Raw genomic sequence first — 22594 nt, forward strand, 5'->3', positions numbered from 1 at the left:
TCACGATCCCTTCGGCGGCAGGATCATGTCCTGCCACGATTGACGCTTGTCTGTGTTCGAGCCCAGGTCGGTCTGGGTGTAGCGATGACCATCGGGTCCGATGTAGCTCCCGGTGCTGGGGTCGTACTCGGCGATAGCGATCGGCGGCTGCTGCGGCGCCGCCGCCGCCGGGAGCGTGCCGGGATCCGGTGTGCTGCCATAGGACTGGGGAATCGGTTGTCCGGACAACGTGGCGTTGGGGTCGCCCTTCCAGTTGTAGCCATCGTTGAGCGGCACATAGTTCTCGTCGCCCTCGCACATCGCCGCGGTGGGTGCGCGCTTCCCGGGTTTGGTTTCACAGGGGATGTTGCGGGCACCGCGAACGTTGAACGGCGAGTCCTGTGGCACCCGGCAGTACAGGTTGCCATCCGGTCGCGCCGGATAGTCCACGTCGGTGGGCACCCGTTGCTGTTGTGGAGGCAGGAATCCAGTGAGGCAGGCCGGTGGCAGGTTGAGGTTGAGGTTGAACGACAGAAAGGCACCCTCATAGGCCTGTTTGGTGTCTCGGTTGGCGAGGCCGGCACCCTGCAGAATCGAGATCCCCTGCGGCAGCAGCACCAGGAGCTGCTCGAGATCGGCCCGGTAGGAGAGGGCTACGTCGTTGAGGCTCACCAGGTTGTTCAGCAAGACCGGCAGCGACGGTTGGAACCGGTCGAGCAGTGCACGGCTGGCATCGACGGCACTGGGCCCCTCGTCCAACAGCTTGGACACCGCGGGATCTTGCGCCTTCAACTCCCCGGTGACGGTGGCGATGTTGGCCGCCCAGGCCGCAATCGAGTTCGACGTGTTGGTTTGGGAGTCCAGCACGGGTTGGGACCGATCGGTCAGGGCGATCAGGGCATCGAGGTTCTTGCGCGCGTCGATCGCCAGTGCGGTGGTGCCCTTGACCAACCGGGAGAGCTCGGGGCCGAGGCCGCCGACAGCGGTGTAGCCCTCATCGATGACGGTCTTGAGGTCGTCGTGCGGAATCGCCTCAATACCCCGGTTGGTGGCATCGAGCAGCGAGTTGATGTCGGGCGGGACGGAGGTCCGGTCGACGGGAATGACATCACCGTTCTGGAGCAGCGGACCGTTGTCGCTTCGCGGCCGCAAGGCGACGAACTGCTCCCCGATCGCGGACTGGCTGTGCACTTCGGCGTCCAGGTCGGCGGGAATGTCCACACCGGACTCCAACGACAGAGTCGCGTTAACACCCGTCCCGGTCAGTGCGACACTTTCGACTCGACCGACTTCGGTCCCGCGGTAGGTCACGTTGCCGCTGGGGTACAGGCCACCGGTTGTGGGCAGGTTCAGGGTGACTCGGTAGTGGCCGACTCCGAAGAGAAAATTGGGCAGCCCCATGTAGTGGAAGGCCATCACGGAGAGGGCCACCAGGGTGCCGGTGGTGAAGATCGCCATCTGAACGACGACGCGCCTGGGCAGATACATAATTAGGGTCCTTCATCGGCACGATAGGGAACGACCAACGGATTCCCAGCGGTGTAGGGGCTGGGCAGCTGCCCGATAGTGCGGCCCCACTGCAGTTCCAGCTCGGTGAGACTGCCCTCGAACCGGGTGCCGGTGAGGAACGACGAGTCCAGCCGGCTCAACGTCAGGTCGATGATTGCGGTCAGATTGGCGTAGTCGCCGCGCGCCCAGTTGGTGAGCGTCTCCTTGGGGAACGGGTAGGTGGGCAGCACGCTCAGGGCGCGGGTCAGCGCTGGGCCGGCGTCGGCCAAGGACTTCAGCACGGGGGCGAGGTCGGTCAGTTCACGGACCAGCGCAGCCTTGGTCTGGTTGATCGAATCGCCGGCCAGCGCGGCGAATTTGCCCAGCTGGGTGACGGCGTCGGCGATGGCCTGGCGTTGGTCGTTGAGCACGGCCAACGCTTCGGGAATGGTCTTGAGGGCTCTGTCGACGACCGGTTTCTGCTCGGCGATCTGGCCGATCAGGTTGTTGAGACTCTCTGCCGCGGCGATGATGTCGTGCTTCTGGTCATTGAGGTGTCCGACGTAGGTGTCGAGTTGATTGACCAGGCTACGCAGATCACCGGAGCGTCCGGCGAACGCCGAGCTGAGCGCTTCGGTGATGTCCTGGACTTGACCAACTCCCCCGCCGTTGAGTACCAGCGACACCGCCGCCAGCGTCTGCTCGGTGCTTGGGTAGGTCCCCGCGGCCGATAGGGGGATCAGCGATCCGCTGCGCAGTCTGCCTTCTGGCGGAGCGTCCGTGGGGGGCGCCAGCTCGATGTGCAGAGAACCGAACAGGCTGGTTTGGCCCAGTTTTGCTGTGCTGTTGGCCGGCAGGTCGACGTCACTGTCGAGTGAAATCGTCAGCAGCGCGTGCCAACCCTGCATGTCAATCTTCGTGACGTTGCCGACGGTGACGTCACCCACGCGAACGCGGGAATTCGGTTGCAGGTTGGTGACGTTGGGCAACTGGGCCTGGATGGTGAACGCGTCATTCCCGCCGCCGGCGGTGCCCGGTAGCGGCAGTGAGTTCAGTCCCTGCCAAGCGCAGCCCGAGGACCCCGTCACTGCGATCGCGATGGCACAACCGGCGACTATCCTGCGTGAGCGCGGAACAGTCATTGGCCACCTCCGGATGGGACCATCATTCCGGCGAGGCCGCCGGATGGATTCGTCGGCGTGGACTGCGACGGCATCGGCGCCTCGGCGGCCAACGGCGCCTGCGCATCAGTCGATGAGGCAGCAACGGCCGGCGGCTGCGGCGGCACGTAGTCCGGGCGCATCCAATCCTCGCTGTAGGTCAGTTCATTGGGCCGGGCAGTGGCACCGACGATCGGGTTGAGTCCCAGCGGCGGAAAGTTGAGCTGTCGGTTCTTGACGATCGGCGCGAGATACTGCGCGCACAATTTGGCCGATTGTTCTGCACCCATGCGAGAGGCCGCCTGGATTGCGCCGCATAGGAACGTGATCGGGTTCTGGAGGTTGTTAACGGACAACGCACCCGTCAGCGTGCCCTGGGCGGGCTGATAGATGTTGACGAAGTTCTGCAGGGTGTTGGGGGCAACGTGCAGCACTTCCTTGAGGTCGGGGATGCTCTCGTGCAATGCCTGCGACACCGAGGCGAGTTTGTCTGCCGTGATGCCCAACGACTCGCGGTTCTCGTTCACGAATCCGGCGAGATCCCCAGCGAGATCACCGAGATCACGCACGGCGTTGCCGACCTCGTTGGGATCGTTGGCCACCAGGTGCGTGACGGACGCGAGGTTCACGTTCAGCTGGGCGAGCACGTCGGAGGAGCCCTCCAGGGCAGACACCAGCAACGAGAGATTCCTCAGCGTGCCGAAGAGATCGGTGCTGTGGTCGCCTAGCGCCGAGATCGCTTGCGAGAGTTTGATAATCGCATCTCGGATGGATGCGCCTTGGCCGCGCACGTTGTTGGCGGTGGTCTTGACCAACTCGCCGAGCGGGCTGACGCCTCCCGGCTGCGTCGGCTGTAGGGCGTCGTTGAGCTTTTGGAGTTGTTGACGGAAGTCGTCGAACTCCACTGGTACGGCGGTGCGGTCACGGTCGATGACGGTGTTATCGGCCATCACCGGCCCGGAGGTGTAGGCGGGGGTCAGCTGGATGGCGCGTGAGGTCACCAACGACGGCGAGAGGATCACCGCCTTGGCGTCAGCCGGCACCTTGTACCGATCGTCGAGCCAGAAGCTGATCCTGACCTGCATCGGTTGCGGTTCGATCCTGTCGATCCTGCCGACCGGCACGCCCACGATGCGCACCTCGTCGCCCACGAAGATCCCGTTGCTGTTGTCGAAGTAGGCGACCAGGTGAGTTCGTCCGACGCCAGACCCGTCGCGCTGGATGACGAGAAATCCGGCGACGAGAACGAACACCAGCACGCCGGCCAATCCGAGCCGCCATTTACGTGAGCTCATTGGCTTGCCTCTGGGCTAGTCGGGGCCGCCGGATCGGTGGCTGCGGCAGGCACCTCATCGGGTGCCAGCTGCAAGACGGGTGTGGGTATGGGGGCGGGGGCGACGTTGGCGGGCGGCCCGGGGGGCGGACCTCCCGGTGGAGGCGCTGGCGGCGGTTCCCGGTAGGGGTAACAGCCGGGGCCGGACCCCAGGCACGGCTGGTCGCCCGGGTTGCCGGTGATCGCGTCGGGCAGCGTCACCCTCGGCTCGCCGCCCTGACCGGTCCGCGGGAACGGTATCGGCAACGCGGGGGTGCCGGGTTGTCCGATCTGCGGGTCGACGCGCTGCGAGGGAAGTAGCACGTTCGGGTCCAGACCGAGGTCAGAGAACGCGGCATCGACGAAGGGCTGCACGAGTTGGCCCGGCAGCAGGTTGGCCAGATACGCCTTGAAGAACGGGCCCGACGACACCGATTCGCCCAGTGACGTCGCGTAGTCACGCAGACCCTTGAGTGCCTCCTGCACCTTGGCCTTGCGGTTGTCGACGATGGTGAGCACACCGTTGAGCCGGTCCAGCGCGGGTTTGAGCGTCGCGCGGTTGTCGTCGATCAATGCGGTCAGCTGGTGGCTGAGGGCCGAGAAGTTGTGCGAGAGCTCATCGAGGGCGCTGCTCTGGCCCTCCAGCTGAACCAGCAGTGCGTTGGTGTTGGAGACCAGGCTGACAATGTCGTCGCTGCGTTGAGCCAGAATTTCGGTCGCTCTATTGGCGTTGCTCAGCAGCGATCGCAGGTGGGCATCGCGTTCGTTGAGGGTCGCGGAGAAGCGCGCGACGCCGGCTACGGCGGCTTGGATCTGGGGCGGGGTGTCGGCGAAGGTCTGCGCCAGCACCGACAGCGAGTCGGACAGCTGGTCGGTGTTGAGTCCGCTGATGGTCGCCGAGAGGTCACCGAGTGCGTCAGGAAGCTGATAGGGCGACGTGGTGCGTTCCAACGGAATCGTGTTGCTCTGCGAGCCGTCGCCACGTGGCGTCACCTCAAGCACCTTGGAACCGAGCAGCGCCTTGGTTTTGATCGCGGCCTCGGAGCGATCACCCACACGGATGTCGTCGTCGACGTTGAATGTGATCAAAGCCTGCGAGTCCACCAACGCGATGGACTTGACCTCCCCGACCTGGTAGCCCGCAACCTGGACCGCGGCACCGGTTTTCAGTCCGCCCGCGTCGGCGAAGTACGCCGAGTAGGTGTGTGCCCTCGTCATGGAGAGCAGGCCCCTGAACTGAAGTGCGCCAATCGCCACCGCGGCGAGTACCACCGCACCGATGACGCCGAGCACCACCGGGTTGCGTTCGGAGATGGGTTTCATCGCGGCGTGCACCTGCCCGAGTCCTGTCCGGCCAGCCTGACGTACACGGGTTGCCCACCCTTTCCGTTGAGTTTGAGCACCAGGTCGCAGAGATAGAAGCTGAAGTAGTCGCCGGTCAGCGCCTGGCGGCCGAGCACCTTGTAGGCGTCGGGCAGCGTGTTGAGGAAGTCGTCGAAGAAGTCCTTGTCGTTGAGCACCGTCGTTGCCACTCGATCGGTCTGGGTCACCGTTTCCTTCAGTGGCACGCGGGCCTGGGCAAGTAGGTCGCTGATGGACGCCGACGCTGCGTTGGCGTGCGCCAGTCCGTCGCTGAGGTCCTGTTTGCGTTCCGCCAGACCGGCCACCAGCGACGACAAGGAGTCGACCGCCTTGGCGAACTGGTCACCCTGACCGGCGAGCGAGCCGAGCACGGTGTTCAGGTTGATCACGACCTGCCCGATGAGTTCATCGCGGTCGGCCAGCGTGCTGGTCAGCGCTGCGGTCTGGGTGAGAAACGATCCGACAGAAGCGCCTTGACCCTGAAACGCCGAGATCAGTTCACCGGACAGGGCGTTGACCTTGTCGGGATCCAACGCACTGAACAGCGGCCGAAAGCCGCCGATGAGCGCGTCGAGGTCTAGAGCGGGAGTGGTGCGGTCCAACCCGATGGTGGCATTCGGCGCGAGTTGTCTGGTGCCACCTGCTCCTTCGAGCAGTTCAAGGTATCGATCGCCGATCAAGTTGTCGTAGCGGATGGCCGCGCGACTGCCCTCGGTCAGGATGACGGCGTCGTTGGCGTTGAACTGGACCGACGCCGTGTTGTCCTGGTTGACCGAGATGCGGGTGACCTTGCCGACCTCGACGCCCGCGACGCGGACGAAGTTCCCGTCGGCGAGCCCGCTGACGTTGGTGAAGACAGCCGTGTAGGTCTTGCCCGCTTGGAAGCGGAACTGCGCATATATGGCGAGGAGGGCAAAACACCCCAGCAGGCACACCGTGACGAAGACGGCGAGTCGCGCGGCGACACCAAACAGGTTGTCTTTCAAAGTGTCCTTCCTCGGTCCGAGTTGGCGGGGGACTTCAGCGCGCTCATGGAGACGGTGCCGCCGGCACCGGAGGCGGTGTCGCTGGCGGGTTCGGCTGCACTTCAGCCGGATTGGGGACCACGAAGGGCTCCGTTCCCGGTGGCGGCGGGCCAGGCTCGGGCGCCGACATGGGTGGCGGCGCTGGAGGTAGGCCGGGGTAGAGCGGGGTGCCGTCCGGGGCGTACATCGGCGCACCGTAGGCGGGAGCACCCGGATAGGGAATCGGGCCCGGCGCGGGACCTCGATCCTGACCACGCAACGTCGGGGGTTCGGGATTGCCGCGGGTGGTCGGGAGGAAGTTGTTGTAGAACGGCCGGCCGATCCCGGGGTTGGGTCGGTTGTCGACTCCGGTGCCCCATCCGGTGTTGGTGACGAGGCTGCGGACGGGGAAGTTCTTGGCGACGTCAGGTAGCGAACCGCAGCCCGGCTTTCCGCTTGGGCCACCCTTGGCGCCAATGATGGGCAGATTGTCGGGGTACCGGTACGGGTCGTCGCCGAATAGCAGTGCGGCATCGACGATCAGCGATTTTCCGTTGTCTCCGCCGGCGACTCCGTAGTAGCCGGTGTCGAGCAGGGTCTTGGCGCCGACCAGCAGGCAGGTGTAGGCAGGGTTGTACTTCGCCAGTAGGGCTGTCGTCGGCTCTAGGCTGTTGATCGCCTGGATGAAGTTGTCCCGGTTGGGCGCAAGCAGGTTCACGCCACTGTCGGAGAAGCCGATGAGGTTGATCAGCAAGGCGTCCAGCTCCTTGGCCTGCTTCGTGACGGTCTCACTGGTGGTGCTCGCCGCATCCAGAGCAGTCAGGATGTTCTGGGCCGCCGCACTGTACGTGTCGGCGAATCCCTTGAGCGAGCGGAAGTCTCCGCGGATGGTCTCCGCTCGCGGGTTGATCTCCAACAGCACTTGATTGAGCCCGGTGGTGGCCTCCCCGATACGCTCACCCTGTCCCCGCACTCCCTGTGCCAGTGCCGACAGGATTGCGTTGAGCTTCGCGGGGTCGATCCGGTCGAGCACTTCCACCAGATTCTCGAAAACCGTGTTGACTTCGGTGCTCACGTTGTCTGATCGCAGCACGGCGCCTGGGGCCAGTCGATTCGCACTGGGGCCGCTGGGATAGACAAGTTCCACGTACTTCGCACCGAAGATGGTGGTGGCTTGAATACGAGCCTCGACATTGGCCGGAACGAACTTGACTTGATCGGGGAACAACTTCAGTTGCAGGCTGACTGAGTTCTTGCCTCCGGTGACGGCGCCGACCTCACCCACTGGCACACCGCGCAACTTGACCTTGGCGCCCGTCTCCATGACCAACCCGGAGCGGTCAGACACCAGGGTCACCGGGATGTACGCGTTGAACTTGTTGGTGAACATGCCCATCGTCGTGTAGATGAACGCGGCTATCACCGTGAACAGCGCGACCGCCCACCACCTGCGGTGTGCGCGACCCTCCTCCGATTTCGTGGCCATCGCGCTCAACCCGCCAAGGTGAAGTTGCCGGACTGACCGTAGATGGCCAGTGACATGAACAGGACTACCACCGAGGCGGTGATCAGTGAGGTCCGCACCGCGCGGCCGACGGCTTCTCCGACCCCAGCAGGACCGCCTGACGCGGTATAGCCGTAATAGGTGTGCACCATCATGATCACCAATGCCATCACCAGCGCTATTGCGAACGACCACAACAGGTCCGAAGGAGAGAGGAAGGTGTAGAAGTAGTGATCGTAGACACCGGTCGACTGCCCGTACAAGAAGGTCGTGCCAAAGCGGGCGGCGAAGAACGACGCCATCACGGCAACGCAGTACACCGGGATCACCACCATGACACCGGCCACGACCCTGGTCGACGCCAGGTATGCCACCGAGCGGATGCCCATCACCTCCAGCGCATCGATCTCCTCACTGATCCGCATCGCCCCCATCTGTGCGGTCGCCCCAGCCCCGATCGTCGCCGCCATCGCCACGCCCGCAGTCAACGGTGCGATCAATCGCACGTTGAAGAACGCCGAGGCGAATCCGACTAGTGCCTCGACCCCCACTTGGGAGAACTGGTTGTATCCCTGGACTGCGACGAGGGCGCCGGTCGACAACGTCAGAAATCCGACGATCGCCGTGGTGCCGCCGATCATTACGAGTGCACCCGTGCCCAGACTCATCGCGGCCACCAGGCGGATGGTCTCAGCGGTGTATCGCGTGATCGCATCACCGATGGAGGTGACTGTCTTGAAGTAGAACTGAGCCTGCGCACCGATTCGATCCGCAGCGTCGTCGACCGCCCGAACCCACCTGCCGATCCGCGAAACCCGCGGTATACGAGCCGAACTAGCGGTCATGACGTCGCCTGGAAGGCCACGGCGGTGACGATCACGTTGATCACGAACAGCGCAACGAAGGAGAACACCACGGTCTCGTTCACGGCGTTGCCAACCCCGGCGGGACCGCCCCCCACGGAAATGCCCTTATAACAGGCGATCAACCCGGCGGTCAGCCCGAACAGGGCTGCCTTGATCAGCGCCACCACGACGTCGCTCACTCCCGTTATCAGCGTCATCCCCGCCACGAACGCACCCGGGGTGACGTTGTGAAAGAACACCGAGAAGATGAACCCGCCGGCAAGCCCGACCAGACCGACGAGTGACGACAGGAGCAGTGCCACCGTGGTCGCAGCCAGGACCCGAGGCACTACCAGCGAGTGAATCGGGTCGACTCCCATAACCCGTAGAGCATCGAGTTCGTCCCGGATGGTTCGCGCACCGAGATCGGCGCACATCGCCGTGGCGCCCGCCCCTGCAACCACAAGCACTGTCACAATCGGGCCCGACTGGTTGATGGCACCGATCGAGGCGCCAGTGCCCGAGAAGTCGGCCGCACCGAACTCGATGAGCAGCACGTTGAAGGTGAAGACGGTCAACACGATGAATGGCAGGCAGAGCATCAGTGCAGGCACCAGCGACACACGGGCGACGAACCAGGTCTGCAGCAAATACTCACGCCAGGGGAAGGGCCACCGGAACATGCGCGCAAACGTTTCGAGCGCCATCGCGACGAAGCCACCGAACCCGCGAAATGGCTTCGCGGCGACGCCACTGAGGAATGAGCGTTCGACCAGTTGCATTCGGCCTCCAAGCCATCGCAATCCACGAGTGAGTGCGTTCACGTTCGAATGATGCGGATCACACTCGCGCAAACACGTATCGCGCACATCAGTCCAACTACGGATTCTTATACGTACGTAGTTGCTTACGTATAAAACTCTTCCCTGCCTATGTCGCTTCGCCGATGCCACCGCACACGGGAGGTGGCGCTCGACATTCGGGGCTGGCAGCGGCCGCACGCCAGCACGCGAAATCCCCTGCTGCAGGCTGGAACCGCAGTCCGGCTGCGCCTTCCACTGTTCGCCCGCACATCAATCGCGGTGAGAGCGGCAGAACTCGCCGCTGAGTCATCAAGCGACACCGCCCCGGCCGCGCAGGAGCAGATACCGCGCCAGGGTTTGTCTTTTCGGTGTCGAGGACTAGGTCAGTCGCTCGGGGATGCTGATCGACACGCCGCGAGTGGCCGCGTCAAACGCGGCACGGCCACCGGTGAGGCCAGACCCACTCGCCCGCGCAGGCTCGAACATCCGCAGCAGGCCGCTGCCTTGCCACTGGTTGATCCACACCATCCCGACCGGGAGGCGCAACGCGGCGTCCACATGATTCCGATCCTCGGTGAATATGGTGGCAGCAAGGCCGAAGTCGGACTCGGCGGCCCTCGCCAGCCCCTCCTCAAAGCTCGCGACCACCTGGACCGGCAACACCGGCCCGAATGTCTCGTCTCTCATGATGAGCATGTCGGAGGTGGTATCCGAGATCACCGTGGCGGGGAAGTAGTAGCCCGGCACATCGGGGGCTTCGCCGCCAACGAGGATCCTGGCGCCCTTGGCGCGGGCGTCCTCGACGTGGTATCGAACGATGTTGCGTTGGTGGGCATCAACCATGGGTCCGAGCGAAACCTGGTCGGCTGAGGAACGTTCACCCGGGACATATCGCTGCGCCTCGGCGGTCAAAGCGGCGATCAGGGCATCCGCGATCTCCTCGACGACGTAGACGCGCTCGATCGAAGTGCAGATCTGGCCCGAGTTCACGAAGGCCGCGTACGCCAGCTGCGCCGCGACAGCGGCCACATCCACCCCGTCATCGACGACCGCGGCGTCCTTGCCGCCGAGTTCCAGTGTGGCCCGGGTGAACCGCGCAGCACAGGCCTGTGCGACTCGCTGGCCGGCGCCCACCGATCCAGTGAAGTTCACCAGCGCGATGTCGGGATGCTCAGTGAGTGACGCCCCTGTCCGGCCGTCGCCGACGACCAGGTTGATGACCCCCGGCGGAAGCGGGCAGCACTCCAGCATGTGCACTGCCGATGGCGTCGCCTTCTCGGACGGTTTGACGACGACGGTATTGCCTGCCGCGAGGATCGGTCCAAGACTCAGCAATATGGCTGCGACGGTGAAGTTCCAGGGCACGATCAGGGCCACCACACCCAGCGGAGTGTGCCTGGTCACGGTTCTGATCTCGTCGTTACCGCCGTACTGCTCTTCAAAGGGGTAGGTCAACGCCTCCCGTAGGGACTCGCGGAACACGCCGACACCCGACAGCAGGAACTGGGTACCGATATCGACCGGTTTGCCCATCTCGCGGCTCTCGGTCCCGGCCAGGTCGACCGCCGAGGCCTCGAGCGCGTCCGCAAACTGATTCAGGGCATCCAACCGGGCGGCCAGTCCCATTTCCGACCACGAGAGTTGGGCCGCGCCAGCGGACTTCACCGCCATGTCGACATCGGCGGCAGAGCTGACGGGCACCTCCAGTTGGATCATTCCCGTGAAGGGGTCGGCTCTCTGTACAGAGTCGGTACCCAGCGGTTCTACCCATGTCCCACCGATATAGTTTCTCAGCAACTCCATGACAGTCCTTTCAGAGTTCAGTCAGTCCCGTGTTTTGTCGGTCATCCGCGTCTTGACACGGTGCTATCGAAACGATTGGAAGGCGCGGAGGTAGATGTGGGCGGCGTCCGTCAAATCGGTCAGGGACACCCATTCGTCCGCGGTGTGCGCCTGGGCGATGTCTCCCGGCCCGAGCAGTACTGTCGGGATCGAAAGGGCGTTGCGGTAGAAGCGGGCATCGCTGCCCAGCATGCTGCCGACGATCTCCGAATCAGTCCGCACAGACCGTGCGATCTGGTCGATCCACTCAACGACGGGATGCGCCCGGTCGATCTCAGACGCCTCGACAAACACGATGGCCTCGGCGTCGATATCGACTGGCGGGTCGAGTGATTCGACAACATCCAGAAGTTCCTTGACTGCCGAGTCGCGCGACGCGCCCGGCAGCAGTCGGCGGTCCACCTCGATAACACAGGACTCAGCAATGACATTCGGCGCCGCACCGCCTGAGATCTTCCCGACGTTACAGGTGGTGCGGCCGAGCAGCGGATGCTCGACGCCGAAGTCACGCAGGTGTAGTGCGTCGACCACTCGCGCGGCGCCGGCGACCGCGGACACCCCGGAGTCAGGAACGCTGCCGTGGCCCCCTCGGCCGTGCACGGTGATCCTCGCGAACAGCGCGCCGCGCTCGGCCACCCCCACGTGCAATCCTGTTGGCTCGGGTACCAAACACGCGTCGGCCGCGAGGTGGCCGCGATCCATCAGCCATTGCGTTCCGAAGATCCCACCGGTCTCCTCGTCGGCGACGAGATGAAAGGCTACATTCGTACTGGGCAATGAATCATGATCGCGCAGTGCGCGAATCGCCTCGATCGCGGCGCCGATGCCGCCCTTCATGTCACACGCACCGCGGCCATACAGTCTGTCCCCACGCACCTCCGGGGTAAAGGGATCGCGCGTCCACGTCTGGCCTGTGACCGGCACGACGTCGATGTGGCCGTTGACCGCAAGGGTTCGGGTCGGGTCCTTGCCGGCTACGGTGGCGACAACCGAATCCCGGCCGTCACCAGCCGATATCAGTTCGACCCTTGCGCCGAGATCCTCCATGACGCCTGCGAGGTGTCTCGCCACCTCACTTTCCCCACCCGGCGGGTTCGACGAGTCGAGGCGGATCAGATCCTTCACCAACCCAACGAGCCGATCGGCGTCGATCACGTCGTTCATTGGGGCAACTCCACTCGCTCTCGAGATGATTGATCAGCCAGCTCCACCTGGGGATCGGTGCGGACCCGGTAACCCAGACCGTTGAGATCGCTGGCAATGCCATCCCGCATCGAGCCGGGACATGCAGTGGGCTCGTCACCCGTTATCAGAGCGCCGACGGCGATTCCCAGAAGGCTCGCATCGTGAATGAGGCTGACAATCGCGGTTTGCCGCGGCGGAAGGAAGATCTCCGTCGAGTGGGGTGCCGGGCGCGCCTCAGTCACGTGTATCCGTAGCAGCGCCGACCCACCGTCAAGCCGGTTGGCCAGCCGAGAGGCATCGCTGAGACACCCGGCATCAAGCATGACGAACTGCTCGGGCTCCTGTTCGTCGGTCAGACCTGCTGGGCTCGGCCTCACGCGATCGGGGTGTTCGACGATGAGCGCGAACCGCATGAGGAGTCCTTCGGCTTGGATGGAGCGGTTTTGGGTGTCACGAGCCGGCTATCGCACGAAACCCGCTTTCGTAGTACACGACCGGATCTGAATCCTCGGAGTTCGCACACCGCTCGATCTCCAACAGTGCGATCAGATGATCGCCGCCGCGGTGGGTCTCGACCAGTCGAGTCTGATACCAGGACACCGCGTCGCGGATGTACACCGCGCCAGTGGCTGTCCTCACATGCTCGATGCGGGAAAGGCGATCAGTGCCTTGATCGGGTGCAGCGAGTTCCAGCGCGATGGCCCCCTGGCTCCTGGCCAGAAGACTGACCCCGATGCTGGGAGATTTCGCGAGTTGCGGCCAGGTCGCCGACTCTCGCCGGATGCACACGCCAAGCAGCGGAGGTCGCATCGACACATTGGTGAACGAGCTGACGGCCATCGCCACGGGCGGCCCGTCCTCCGGTGTCCCCGCGAGGGCGATCACGCCCGAGGGCATCGTCCGGAACACGCGCTTGAGACTCGATTCAGCGGGGTGCATCGGTGCGTGCGCGGTCTCCGGGCCGGAGTCGCCACCCCTTGTGATGTGGACCCTCACCGACCCGTCGGCGACCCAACCGTGGGCGGAGGCCTTCGAGATCATCTGGTCGAAGTCGGTGGCCCAGGCCTGATCGTCGACCTGGCAAAGGTCTCGTAACGCATCGACGGTGAACCACACATGGGTGCCCGCCGGGTCGACGTCGTTGACTCCGCGTGCGTGCGCAATCTCGAAGGGGTGCACGTCCGCGGCGATCTCCAGGGACAGTCTGGTGAGATCATCGGAGGAGTCCACCGACACCTCTGGGGTCGAGTGTCCACGTTGCAGAAGGATCTTCACACCGGACCCCCGCTCAATCCAGCGCCGAGACATGGATCGACGGCCGGCGCTGAGCCCACGGCTGCGCCTCCTCGAGTTGGGCGGCCAGTGAGAGCAGGGTGCCCTCGTCGAACATACGGCCACCGAACTGAATCCCGATCGGCAAACCGTCCTTGGACGTCATGAGCGGAAGGCTCACGGCGGGTGCGCCAGTCACGTTGTAGAGGCAGCACATCGGGTACTCCTCGAGCACGGTCCGTACCCATTCGAGCGACGTCGCTGGCGAGCTCTTGGACTCCAAATGTGTTGGAGGCACATGAACCCGGTTGGCCGTGGGCTGGACGATGACGTCATAGTCCGACATGAAGGCCGCATAACGCCTGGTGATGCTGTTCATCCCGGCGTAGGCATCGGCGAGGTCGAGGGCACCAAGTGACATGCCGAACTCGTGAGACACGAGGGTGGATTCGTCGAAGTAGTCCAGTGAGATGTCGACACCACCGATCTCGGCTACCTGTTTGACGGTCGCCGCCACACCGAATCCCCATATGACATTGAAGATTTCGGTGAGTTCGTACCAGTCGATCGGATGCTGCACGGCACTGACCTCATGTCCCAGATCGGTCAGCAGCCGGGCCGTCCCATCCACCGCGTCACTCACCTCGGCATCGACAGCCACGCTCGACATCGCCTCGGAGGTGACGGCTATGCGGAGCGACGACGGGCACTGCCGAATCTCATCCCGGTACGGCCGGTTCGGTGGCACAGTGGCGTAACGATCACCGGCCTGGTAGCCGTGGACAGCGTCGAGGAGGGTTGCCGCGTCACGCACCGTCCTGGTGATGGCGAACTCAATCGCATTGCCGCTCATTATCTCTGCGTAGTCGGGGCCGGCGGAGACCCTGGCCCGAGAGGGCTTGAGACCCACGAGACCGGTTCGAGCGGCGGGAATGCGGATCGATCCGCCGCCGTCGTTCGCATGAGCCATCGGAACGGCGCCGGAGGCCACCAAGGCCGCCGACCCTCCGCTCGATGCGCCCACCGTGACCTCGGTGTTCCACGGGTTCAGTGTGGTTCCAGTCAGTCGCGAGGCGGTCACGCAGCTCAGAGCCAGCTCCGGGGTCGTCGTGTTGGCCACCAACACGAGTCCGGCGTCGAGAAACCGCTCCATCAGTGCGGTATTGGTGTCGAAGACGACTCCCTCCTTGAGCGCCAGGGTGCCCATCCGCATGGGAACGCCCTTCGCGTGGCAGACGACATCCTTGAACACGAATGGCACCCCGGCGAACACTCCGTTCGATGCCGGGGCGACGGGCGGAACCGGCCAGGGCCCCTCGACGACAGCGTTCAGCTGCTCGTTCATTCGCCCCACGGCCTCGAACGCCGTCTGGCGAACCTCCTCGGCGCTGACCTGACCACTGCGAATCGCGTCGGCCAGGGCGGTGGCGTCATGCTCTGCGTACTCGGCGAACTTCATGGAAGTCTCGACCTTCTTCTCATCTCGATGCTGGGAGAGGGCGACAGCCGGGGATCCGTGGTCCCCGGCCGTCGCTAGTAGCTCCCGTCAGTGGCACTTCCGGTTGTGGTGTTCCAGATGTCCTGGTGCATGCGCCAGACACCGTCGTCGAGAACATGGGTGACGATGCAGTTGTTCTCGGCGGAGGTCGTACCGTTGCCGCTGCGGACTGTGCCCCGCGTTCGACTCTGTTCGACGATGAGCCCATCGGCCACCACCAGACCCGTCAGCCAGGCTTCCTGCTTGACAAGTCCCGCCTCCATGAACCTCCCGATCGCGTCCTTGATCGCCTCCCGGCCCTGAATCAGCGCACCGTCCGGCGTCATCAGTACGCCGTCGACGGTGTACAGGTCAGCGAAGGCATCTGCATCGCGCTCATCCACAGCACGGGCGATCGCGGCGAAGGCGTTCTCGACGACGCGCCGTGCGTCGGCGTTGTCGATCACCGCACCGACAGTGCGGGTGATCTTGACGTCACTCACAGAACGCGATTCGCTTCGGAGTAGTCGTCGATGCTGGTCTTCTGGTGGGCGTCGCCGGGCAGAACTCCGACGGCTCCGCTGCTCAGCACTCCCTTGGGGTTCTTGAAGTGTGGGATCACGTAGCGACCGATAGTTTCGATCGTCTCCATCAGTTCGTTGTGAGGGCCGTTGTCGATTCTCATGACGACTTCGTCGGCGCCTAGGGACTCAAGCCGCTCGATCATCTGGATCAGGTGCGCCGGATCGCCGACCATGACGCTGGGTCCGCAGTCCCGCAGCCATTCCGGGTCCTCGATCTTGTCCAGGATCTCGCCGTACATCTTGAACTCGCGGTACATGTCGGACCGCTGCGCCAAGTGCTGGTACAAGTCCTTCAGAACGATGTTCGACATCATGATCATGTCGCGCTCGCCGATCTCCATCGCGCGATCATTGGTCTTGGCGCAACGAACCGTGTTCGCGATGAGACCGACTGCCTTGGTGGTCCGACGAACGATGGGCTTGAGTTCATCGTCCTTGACCGAGTTGTAGCAGGCCAACAGCCTTTCAGCCTCGTCCCATCCGAGCCACATATCCGAGGTCAGGCAGCCCATCCCAAGGACCCGCGCCTCGTATATGGAGCTACCGGTCTGGGCGATCTTGAACAGGGGCGGGTGCGGCTCCTGAACTCCCTTCGGCGTGAGCTGACGTGGCGGGAAGGTGCCCCAGTGCTTACCGTCGTGCTCGAAGACATCGTCGGACACGGCGCGGACGAACAGCTCCATACCCTCGTCAGCCCGCGCCTTCGAATCGTCCAGCGGCACTCCGAACGCATCGAGCTGAAGGAGCGTATTACCGCGCACGAAGGCCACTTCCACGCGGCCGTTGGAGAAGATGTCCTCAGACATCGTCTGCTCGGCGATCAGGACCGGGTGGACCGCCGATGCCAACCGACCCATGTGGCGCAGCCGCATGGTGTTGGTGCGCATTGCGACGGCGGTGAAGATCACCTCGGGCGAGGGCGTACACGCCATCTCACCGATGAAGTGGTGCTCGGAGGTACCCCAGGTGTCGAATCCCATCTCCTCGGCGAACACCGCCTCCTCGACGAGGTCCAGGTACCGACGCTGGTATGAACTTCCGCGTGTGACAGCGGACTCGGTGAACAGTGTGAACTTCAAGGCTTCCTCCACGATTCGGGTGTCGCCGATGCTCGCCGTGTGTGCGCCGGTCGACCGGTTGGACAACATGTCGTACGTCGAGACTGCATCAGTTGAGCGTGAGCAGATATCCGCAATGCATACCGATTTACCGCCGCTGCCAAATCTCGGTACTTCTACCGATACGGCGTGGCCGCCGGTGGACGCACTATCCGAAGCACGAGGTGGCGCTCGATGATCAGCGTCGCAACCACGACGGTATCCAGAATCTGGCAGAGACCAGCGCAAAGCTCGGGCTCAGTCGCGACTGACAGTGACAAGGGGCACCGCTCACACCCCGCGCCTCACCTTCAGGTGAGATTGGCACCTTGAAACACATTGCGGAGCAGGTGCTTTCTCTAGGCTCGATCCCGCTCGGGCCCGGGGGTCGCACGCCCGGAGCCGGCACGTTGCGTCAGCTCCTGCAGTAGGGGATCAATACGGAAGGGCAACGGTGTGGTCAGGGCGAGCGTGGTACTCGAGTGCCGCACGCCCCGCAGCGCCACCACACGCTCAATGAGCAACTGCAGGCTCGACTGGGTCTCGGTGGCCACCCTGACGAGAAGGTCCTCGCGCCCAGTGGTGGCGTGAGCCTCCAACACCTCGGGGATGTCAGCCAAAGCGCGCACGATCGACCGCAGTTGACCCTGGTCGATCTCGAGCGCCAAGAATCCCTGCACACCTATTCCGACAGCCGCGAAGTCGATGTCAGGACGGAAGCCGCGCAACAGTTTTGACTCAGTCAGTCGACGAAGGCGGGCCTGCACCGTATTTCGCGCGACACCCAGTGAGACCGACAGTTCGCCGACCCCGACGCGGGCATCCCGCGACAGCAGGCTCAGCAGCCGTGCATCGAGCCGATCGATATTGAGCAATTGGATCACCTCATAACGTGATGGCTATCACTGACTGCGCGAAATGGACAGTTGGCGAAGAAAAGGTTGAACCGATCCTTACACATGAGGATTGTTGTGGCACCAAGTCGATCAGTTGCTGCCACATAGATGAGGGGTTCCGGGACACCGTGACACAACTACTGCCAAGTTCATTGACACCGCTAGTTGATCGCTACAGCGTCGATTCGGGTGCGGTGCTGATGACTGGCGTGCAGGCGATCGCGCGGCTGCTCGTCGAGCAGCACACACGCGACCGCAGGAACGGTCGCCGAACAGCAACGTTCGTCTCGGGGTATCAGGGCAGTCCGTTGGCCGGGCTGGATACCTTGCTGGCGAGAACGTCGGTCCTGCGAACCGATCACGATGTGCACCTGGTCCCCGGACTCAATGAGGAGATCGCGGCAACATCGGTGTGGGGCAGCCAGATTGACCTTCCCGCCGGGGAGTCGACGCATGATGGGGTGATCGGCGTCTGGTATGGGAAAGGGCCAGGACTCGACCGCGCCAGCGACGCCCTTCGTCATCTGGCCATGTACGGCGCGCACCCCAAAGGGGGTGTCCTTGCGCTCGTCGGTGACGACCCCGCAGCGAAGTCGTCCTCGGTCCCGGCCGCCAGCGAGCGCTCATTGGCTGCGCTGAGCATGCCGATCATGTTCCCGCGCAACGCCGAAGAGATCATCGTGTTCGGACTGCACGCTATCACGCTGTCGCGGGCGTCGGGCTGCACAGTCGCGATGAAGCTCGTCGCCGATGTCGCCGACGGGCTGTGGACCTTCGACCGTGCACTCCACGACCTCGACATCAGTGTGCCCGACGTCAGCTGGCAGGGAGCGCCCTGGACGTACCGCCAGCGGCTCATGGCCGCACCGCCCGACAGCGTCCTCGCCGAGGCGGACTTGTACGGGCCACGATGGGAAATGGTGAAGGCCTTCACCGCGGCCAACCACCTCGACCGCATCGAGGTCGACCCTCCCCACGCCCGGCTGGGTGTCATCGCAGTCGGCTCCGCCTACGACGCCGCCCGCGGCGCGCTCGGCGATCTCGGGCTGGACGATCGCACGCTGGCGGACAGAGGAATTCGTCTCATGCGTGTCGGCATGCCGTACCCGCTGGGTGGCGAGAAGGTGCGTCGACTCGCCCGCGGAGTCGACACCGTCCTCGTCATCGAAGACAAGACCGGATTCGTCGAATCACAAGTCAAAGACGCCCTCTACGGCGTGTCTTCGGCTCCTGCCGTACTCGGTAAACTCGACAGCACCGGGCGTCCCCTGATTCCCGCCGACGGCGAACTCACCTCAGCACGCCTCATGGGCCCCCTACGCCGGATCCTGAAGGACCTGGTCACCCTCGCCGCGCCGTCCAGCGCTCCCCTGCAACTACCCCTGCTCTCCACGCAGCGCACCCCATACTTCTGCTCCGGCTGCCCCCACAACAGGTCCACCGCCGTACCTGAAGGCTCGTTGGCCGGCGGGGGAATCGGCTGCCACACCCTGGTGACCATGTCCGGCCGCACCGATTCTCAGGTCACCTGTCTGACTCAGATGGGCGGTGAAGGTGCCCAATGGATAGGCCAATCCCCTTTCACCGACGTCGAACACATCTTCCAAAACGTCGGTGACGGAACGTACTTCCACTCAGGTCAACTCGCGCTACAGGCCTGCATCGCGGCGGGCGTCAACATCACGTACAAGGTTCTCTACAACTCCGCGGTGGCGATGACCGGAGCACAAGACGCCGAGGGCGCGCTCTCGGTACCTGACCTGACCCACAAGCTCACCGCCGAGGGCGTCACCAAGATCATCGTGTGCGCCGACGAACCGCACCGTCACAGCGGCGCCCGCTTCCCCGACGGAACAACCGTGTGGCACCGGGACCGCCTTGACGAGGCGCAGCGGACCCTGCGCGATATCCCCGGCGTCACCGTGTTGATCTACGACCAGCAATGCGCCGCCGATGCGCGACGCAAACGCAAGCGTGGCGGCTTGCCGGCGCGCCGGACCCGAGTCGTCATCAACGAAGCCGTCTGCGAAGGCTGCGGCGACTGCGGCGTCAAATCCAACTGCCTGTCGGTGCAGCCGGTTGACACCGAGTTCGGCCGCAAGACACGCATTGACCAGACGACCTGCAATACCGACTACACGTGTCTCGACGGCGAGTGTCCCTCATTTGTCACGGTTGAAGTCCCCGACACTGCGGTGACGCCGAGACATCGAACCCCTCCGCCGCCGAAGGTTCCCACACCCGCGTCGCACATTCCCGACGCAGGCTTCAACGTGTTCCTCGCAGGAATCGGTGGAACCGGCATCGTGACCGTGAATCAAGTCCTCGGTACCGCAGCCCTGCGCGCAGGTCTCCACGTCGTGGGTCTCGACCAAACCGGACTGAGCCAGAAGGCCGGACCGGTCACCTCTCATCTGAAACTCAGTCACACCGCCACGCACACCTCCAACCGCATTGGCCCGGAGTCTGCGGACTGCTTCCTGGCCTTCGACCTGCTCACCGCCGTCGACAACAAACACATCGCCGTTGCGGCCAGCGCCAACACCTCCGCGATAGCCTCAACCAGCCGAACTCCGACCGGAGACATGGTGTACGACCCAGCGGTCAGCTACCCGGACACCGGCGAACTCCTCGACCGCTTGACCGCCGCCTCGCGACAGGTCCACGCTCTTGACGCACTCGCGGCGTCACAGGCGCTCTTCGGCAACAGTCTGGTGGCGAACTTTCTTCTGGTTGGAGCAGCGTTTCAGGCCGGTGCACTTCCGATCCCCGAGCATCATCTCGAAGAGGCCATTCACCTCAATGGGGTTGCGGTCGAGGCCAATCTCGCCGCGTTCCAGTGGGGACGCGTCGCAGTTGCCGACCCATCGGCGTTCGCGGCGGCCATCGCACCCCGGACCGTCGCGGAGCCGCCGGTTCTTGCGGCCAGTCACCGACTGATGCGCGATACCGGAATCGGCGGGCAGACCGCACAGCTCGTGGCACGGCGGGCAGCCGACCTCATCGACTACCAGAACGACAAGCTTGCCGAAAACTACATCCGGACGGTGCAGATCGCCTGGGAGGCAGAGCGGCTCGTGGGGGAAGACACCGCATTCAGCCAGGCAGTCGCCCGCAACCTCTACAAACTCGCCGCCTACAAGGACGAGTACGAAGTCGCCCGCCTTCTCACCGATCCGGCATTCCTCAACGCCATACAGACCGAAGTCCCCGGGGGCGAACAGCTGACATACAAACTCCATCCGCCCACGCTCAAAGTGCTCGGACGCAACAGCAAAGTCGGATTCGGCCCCCGTACGCATATCGTTCTGCGGCTCCTACAACGGGGGAAGCGTCTACGCGGCACTCCTCTCGACCCATTCGGTTACACCGCGATGCGCCGCCTCGAACGCTCACTGTTGGCCCACTACGAGGAGCTGGTGCGCGAATTCGCCAGCACCCTAAGCACAGACAACTACGCCACCGCCATCGCTGTCGCTGAAGCACCTGACCTGATCCGCGGATACGAGGACGTCAAACTGCGCAACGTCGACCGCTACCGCGCCCGCCTGCACGAACTCGGCGTGGTCGCCGAGCAATTCTGAGAACCCGAGAGGCCACATCATGTCCATCGACACCGCTCCGACCGCACACCTTCCGAACGGCGAAACAATTGGGGTATTCGGACGGCCCGACTTCGCTGACGACACCCCACACGAGCAGGTTGTCTATTGCCACGATGCCGCCACCGGGCTGCAGGCAATCATCGCCATACACTCCACGACATTGGGTCCCGCGCTCGGCGGAACCCGCTTCTACCCCTACGCCGACGAACACGCCGCACTCACAGATGTACTGCGCCTTTCGCGTGGCATGACATACAAGGCGAGTGTCTCGGGCCTCGCTCTCGGTGGAGGCAAGGCGGTGATTATCGGAGATCCCGAGACAAGCAAGACTCCAGATCTGCTCCGCGCATACGGGCGCTTCGTCGAATCCCTTCGGGGCCGCTACATCACAGCCGCTGACGTCGGGACGACTGCTGACGACATGGACATCATCGGCGAAACCACCGACCGTGTTGTCTCGCGCACTGAGGCCGCAGGCGGCTCGGGTGACAGTGCGCCCCTGACCGCACTCGGTGTATTCCGCGCAATCGAGGCTGCAGCACAACATCTCTGGCAGTCGGCCGATCTCTCCGGTCGGGTAGTGGGAGTCGAGGGCACCGGAAAAGTCGGACTCCAGCTTGCCCTGCTGTTGACAGCCGCAGGAGCGTCCGTCGTCGCATCCGACATCAACCCGCAATCGTTGCAGCGCATAAGGACGCAGCTGCCCGCCGTTCGCACTGTCGAGACACTTCACGGCCTCGACCTGGATATCTACGCGCCCTGCGCGATGGGTGGCTCGTTGACGGAACGCAGTGTGGAGTCTCTTAGCGCCAAGATCGTCTGCGGCGCCGCCAACAATCAACTGAGCCGACCGGAGGTGGAGTTGTCTCTGCGTGATCGCGACATCGTCTGGGTGCCAGACTATGTCGCGAACAGCGGTGGTCTTATTCAGGTCGCCGGGGAAATCAAAGGGCAGACTCGCCAGGAAATGACGGCGGCCGTCGACCGCATCGCCGACACTGTCACCGACATCCTCCAGGCGCGACGCGAGACTGACAACCTCGCCGGCCGGGCGGCCTCAGCGCTCGCACGGCGCAACCTAGGCTTCACGCCATAGCGCGGCAAGCCGCCTGGGAGGCAATGCTCTGGACCAGGTTGGGTCGTCGACGAGGCCCTGAACAGCGACATACCGGACGGTGT

Annotated in this window: 18 protein-coding genes; 2 read left to right on the forward strand and 16 right to left on the reverse strand. The window is 64.0% G+C overall.

Annotated elements, in window-relative coordinates:
• From ABIA65_RS02840 to ABIA65_RS02915, 16 genes are all read right to left on the reverse strand, one after another.
• Positions 1–1467, reverse strand: coding sequence for an MCE family protein (locus ABIA65_RS02840; RefSeq protein ID WP_354522546.1), 1467 nt, complete (start codon positions 1465–1467; stop codon positions 1–3).
• Between the two features lie 2 nt (positions 1468–1469).
• Positions 1470–2609: a virulence factor Mce family protein gene (locus tag ABIA65_RS02845; RefSeq protein WP_241401982.1), complete on the reverse strand. Its 1140-nt coding sequence runs from the start codon at positions 2607–2609 to the stop codon at positions 1470–1472.
• Positions 2606–3922, reverse strand: coding sequence for an MCE family protein (locus ABIA65_RS02850; RefSeq protein WP_354522547.1), 1317 nt, complete (start codon positions 3920–3922; stop codon positions 2606–2608). Before ABIA65_RS02850 ends, ABIA65_RS02845 begins: the two co-directional genes overlap by 4 nt.
• Complete coding sequence (locus ABIA65_RS02855) at positions 3919–5262, reverse strand: MCE family protein (protein WP_354522548.1); 1344 nt, start codon at positions 5260–5262, stop codon at positions 3919–3921. Before ABIA65_RS02855 ends, ABIA65_RS02850 begins: the two co-directional genes overlap by 4 nt.
• Positions 5259–6287 (reverse strand): MCE family protein, encoded by a 1029-nt coding sequence (locus ABIA65_RS02860; RefSeq protein ID WP_354522549.1) that lies wholly within the window; start codon positions 6285–6287, stop codon positions 5259–5261. Before ABIA65_RS02860 ends, ABIA65_RS02855 begins: the two co-directional genes overlap by 4 nt.
• A gap of 43 nt (positions 6288–6330) precedes the next feature.
• Positions 6331–7791: an MCE family protein gene (locus ABIA65_RS02865; protein WP_354522550.1), complete on the reverse strand. Its 1461-nt coding sequence runs from the start codon at positions 7789–7791 to the stop codon at positions 6331–6333.
• A 5-nt stretch (positions 7792–7796) separates the two neighbouring features.
• The gene (locus ABIA65_RS02870; protein ID WP_241401987.1) at positions 7797–8654 is read right to left on the reverse strand and encodes an ABC transporter permease; all 858 of its coding nucleotides are present in this window, start codon (positions 8652–8654) and stop codon (positions 7797–7799) included.
• Complete coding sequence (locus ABIA65_RS02875; RefSeq protein WP_241401988.1) at positions 8651–9436, reverse strand: MlaE family ABC transporter permease; 786 nt, start codon at positions 9434–9436, stop codon at positions 8651–8653. Before ABIA65_RS02875 ends, ABIA65_RS02870 begins: the two co-directional genes overlap by 4 nt.
• Before the next feature lie 399 nt (positions 9437–9835).
• The gene (locus ABIA65_RS02880; RefSeq protein WP_354522551.1) at positions 9836–11260 is read right to left on the reverse strand and encodes an aldehyde dehydrogenase family protein; all 1425 of its coding nucleotides are present in this window, start codon (positions 11258–11260) and stop codon (positions 9836–9838) included.
• A gap of 63 nt (positions 11261–11323) precedes the next feature.
• Positions 11324–12463: a M20 family metallopeptidase gene (locus ABIA65_RS02885; protein ID WP_354522552.1), complete on the reverse strand. Its 1140-nt coding sequence runs from the start codon at positions 12461–12463 to the stop codon at positions 11324–11326.
• Complete coding sequence (locus ABIA65_RS02890; RefSeq protein ID WP_354522553.1) at positions 12460–12897, reverse strand: hypothetical protein; 438 nt, start codon at positions 12895–12897, stop codon at positions 12460–12462. Before ABIA65_RS02890 ends, ABIA65_RS02885 begins: the two co-directional genes overlap by 4 nt.
• Positions 12898–12934: 37 nt before the next feature.
• The gene (locus tag ABIA65_RS02895; RefSeq protein WP_241401992.1) at positions 12935–13759 is read right to left on the reverse strand and encodes a flavin reductase family protein; all 825 of its coding nucleotides are present in this window, start codon (positions 13757–13759) and stop codon (positions 12935–12937) included.
• Positions 13760–13772: 13 nt separating this feature from the next.
• Positions 13773–15215, reverse strand: a complete 1443-nt coding sequence (locus ABIA65_RS02900; RefSeq protein ID WP_354522554.1) for an amidase — start codon at positions 15213–15215, stop codon at positions 13773–13775.
• Positions 15216–15289: 74 nt separating this feature from the next.
• On the reverse strand, positions 15290–15736 hold the full coding sequence (locus ABIA65_RS02905) for a YybH family protein (RefSeq protein WP_354522555.1): 447 nt from the start codon (positions 15734–15736) through the stop codon (positions 15290–15292).
• Positions 15733–16896 (reverse strand): LLM class flavin-dependent oxidoreductase, encoded by a 1164-nt coding sequence (locus ABIA65_RS02910; RefSeq protein WP_241401995.1) that lies wholly within the window; start codon positions 16894–16896, stop codon positions 15733–15735. The genes ABIA65_RS02905 and ABIA65_RS02910 overlap by 4 nt, the downstream gene beginning before the upstream one ends.
• Before the next feature lie 377 nt (positions 16897–17273).
• On the reverse strand, positions 17274–17789 hold the full coding sequence (locus tag ABIA65_RS02915) for an Lrp/AsnC family transcriptional regulator (protein WP_241401996.1): 516 nt from the start codon (positions 17787–17789) through the stop codon (positions 17274–17276).
• 173 nt (positions 17790–17962) lie between these two features.
• On the opposite strand from ABIA65_RS02915, the gene ABIA65_RS02920 reads away from it, so the two are divergent.
• Together ABIA65_RS02920 and ABIA65_RS02925 are read left to right on the forward strand one after the other, a co-directional pair.
• Complete coding sequence (locus tag ABIA65_RS02920) at positions 17963–21394, forward strand: indolepyruvate ferredoxin oxidoreductase family protein (protein WP_502919507.1); 3432 nt, start codon at positions 17963–17965, stop codon at positions 21392–21394.
• Positions 21395–21413: 19 nt separating this feature from the next.
• Entirely contained in the window at positions 21414–22511 is a 1098-nt protein-coding gene (locus ABIA65_RS02925; RefSeq protein WP_241401998.1) for a Glu/Leu/Phe/Val dehydrogenase dimerization domain-containing protein, read from the forward strand.
• Positions 22512–22594 lie beyond the last annotated feature (83 nt).

Origin of the sequence: Mycolicibacterium sp. 624 (genome assembly GCF_040548615.1) — a bacterium.
Lineage (GTDB): Bacteria > Actinomycetota > Actinomycetes > Mycobacteriales > Mycobacteriaceae > Mycobacterium.

Bases quoted from the DNA above. Each gene is read 5' to 3' on its own strand.
- ABIA65_RS02875 (WP_241401988.1), bottom strand. From the start codon at position 9,436: ATGCAACTGGTCGAACGCTCATTCCTCAGTGGCGTCGCCGCGAAGCCA.
- ABIA65_RS02865 (WP_354522550.1), bottom strand. From the start codon at position 7,791: ATGGCCACGAAATCGGAGGAGGGTCGCGCACACCGCAGGTGGTGGGCG.
- ABIA65_RS02845 (WP_241401982.1), bottom strand. From the start codon at position 2,609: ATGACTGTTCCGCGCTCACGCAGGATAGTCGCCGGTTGTGCCATCGCG.
- ABIA65_RS02840 (WP_354522546.1), bottom strand. From the start codon at position 1,467: ATGTATCTGCCCAGGCGCGTCGTCGTTCAGATGGCGATCTTCACCACC.
- ABIA65_RS02900 (WP_354522554.1), bottom strand. From the start codon at position 15,215: ATGAAGTTCGCCGAGTACGCAGAGCATGACGCCACCGCCCTGGCCGAC.
- ABIA65_RS02925 (WP_241401998.1), top strand. From the start codon at position 21,414: ATGTCCATCGACACCGCTCCGACCGCACACCTTCCGAACGGCGAAACA.
- ABIA65_RS02850 (WP_354522547.1), bottom strand. From the start codon at position 3,922: ATGAGCTCACGTAAATGGCGGCTCGGATTGGCCGGCGTGCTGGTGTTC.
- ABIA65_RS02855 (WP_354522548.1), bottom strand. From the start codon at position 5,262: ATGAAACCCATCTCCGAACGCAACCCGGTGGTGCTCGGCGTCATCGGT.
- ABIA65_RS02885 (WP_354522552.1), bottom strand. From the start codon at position 12,463: ATGAACGACGTGATCGACGCCGATCGGCTCGTTGGGTTGGTGAAGGAT.
- ABIA65_RS02880 (WP_354522551.1), bottom strand. From the start codon at position 11,260: ATGGAGTTGCTGAGAAACTATATCGGTGGGACATGGGTAGAACCGCTG.
- ABIA65_RS02890 (WP_354522553.1), bottom strand. From the start codon at position 12,897: ATGCGGTTCGCGCTCATCGTCGAACACCCCGATCGCGTGAGGCCGAGC.
- ABIA65_RS02870 (WP_241401987.1), bottom strand. From the start codon at position 8,654: ATGACCGCTAGTTCGGCTCGTATACCGCGGGTTTCGCGGATCGGCAGG.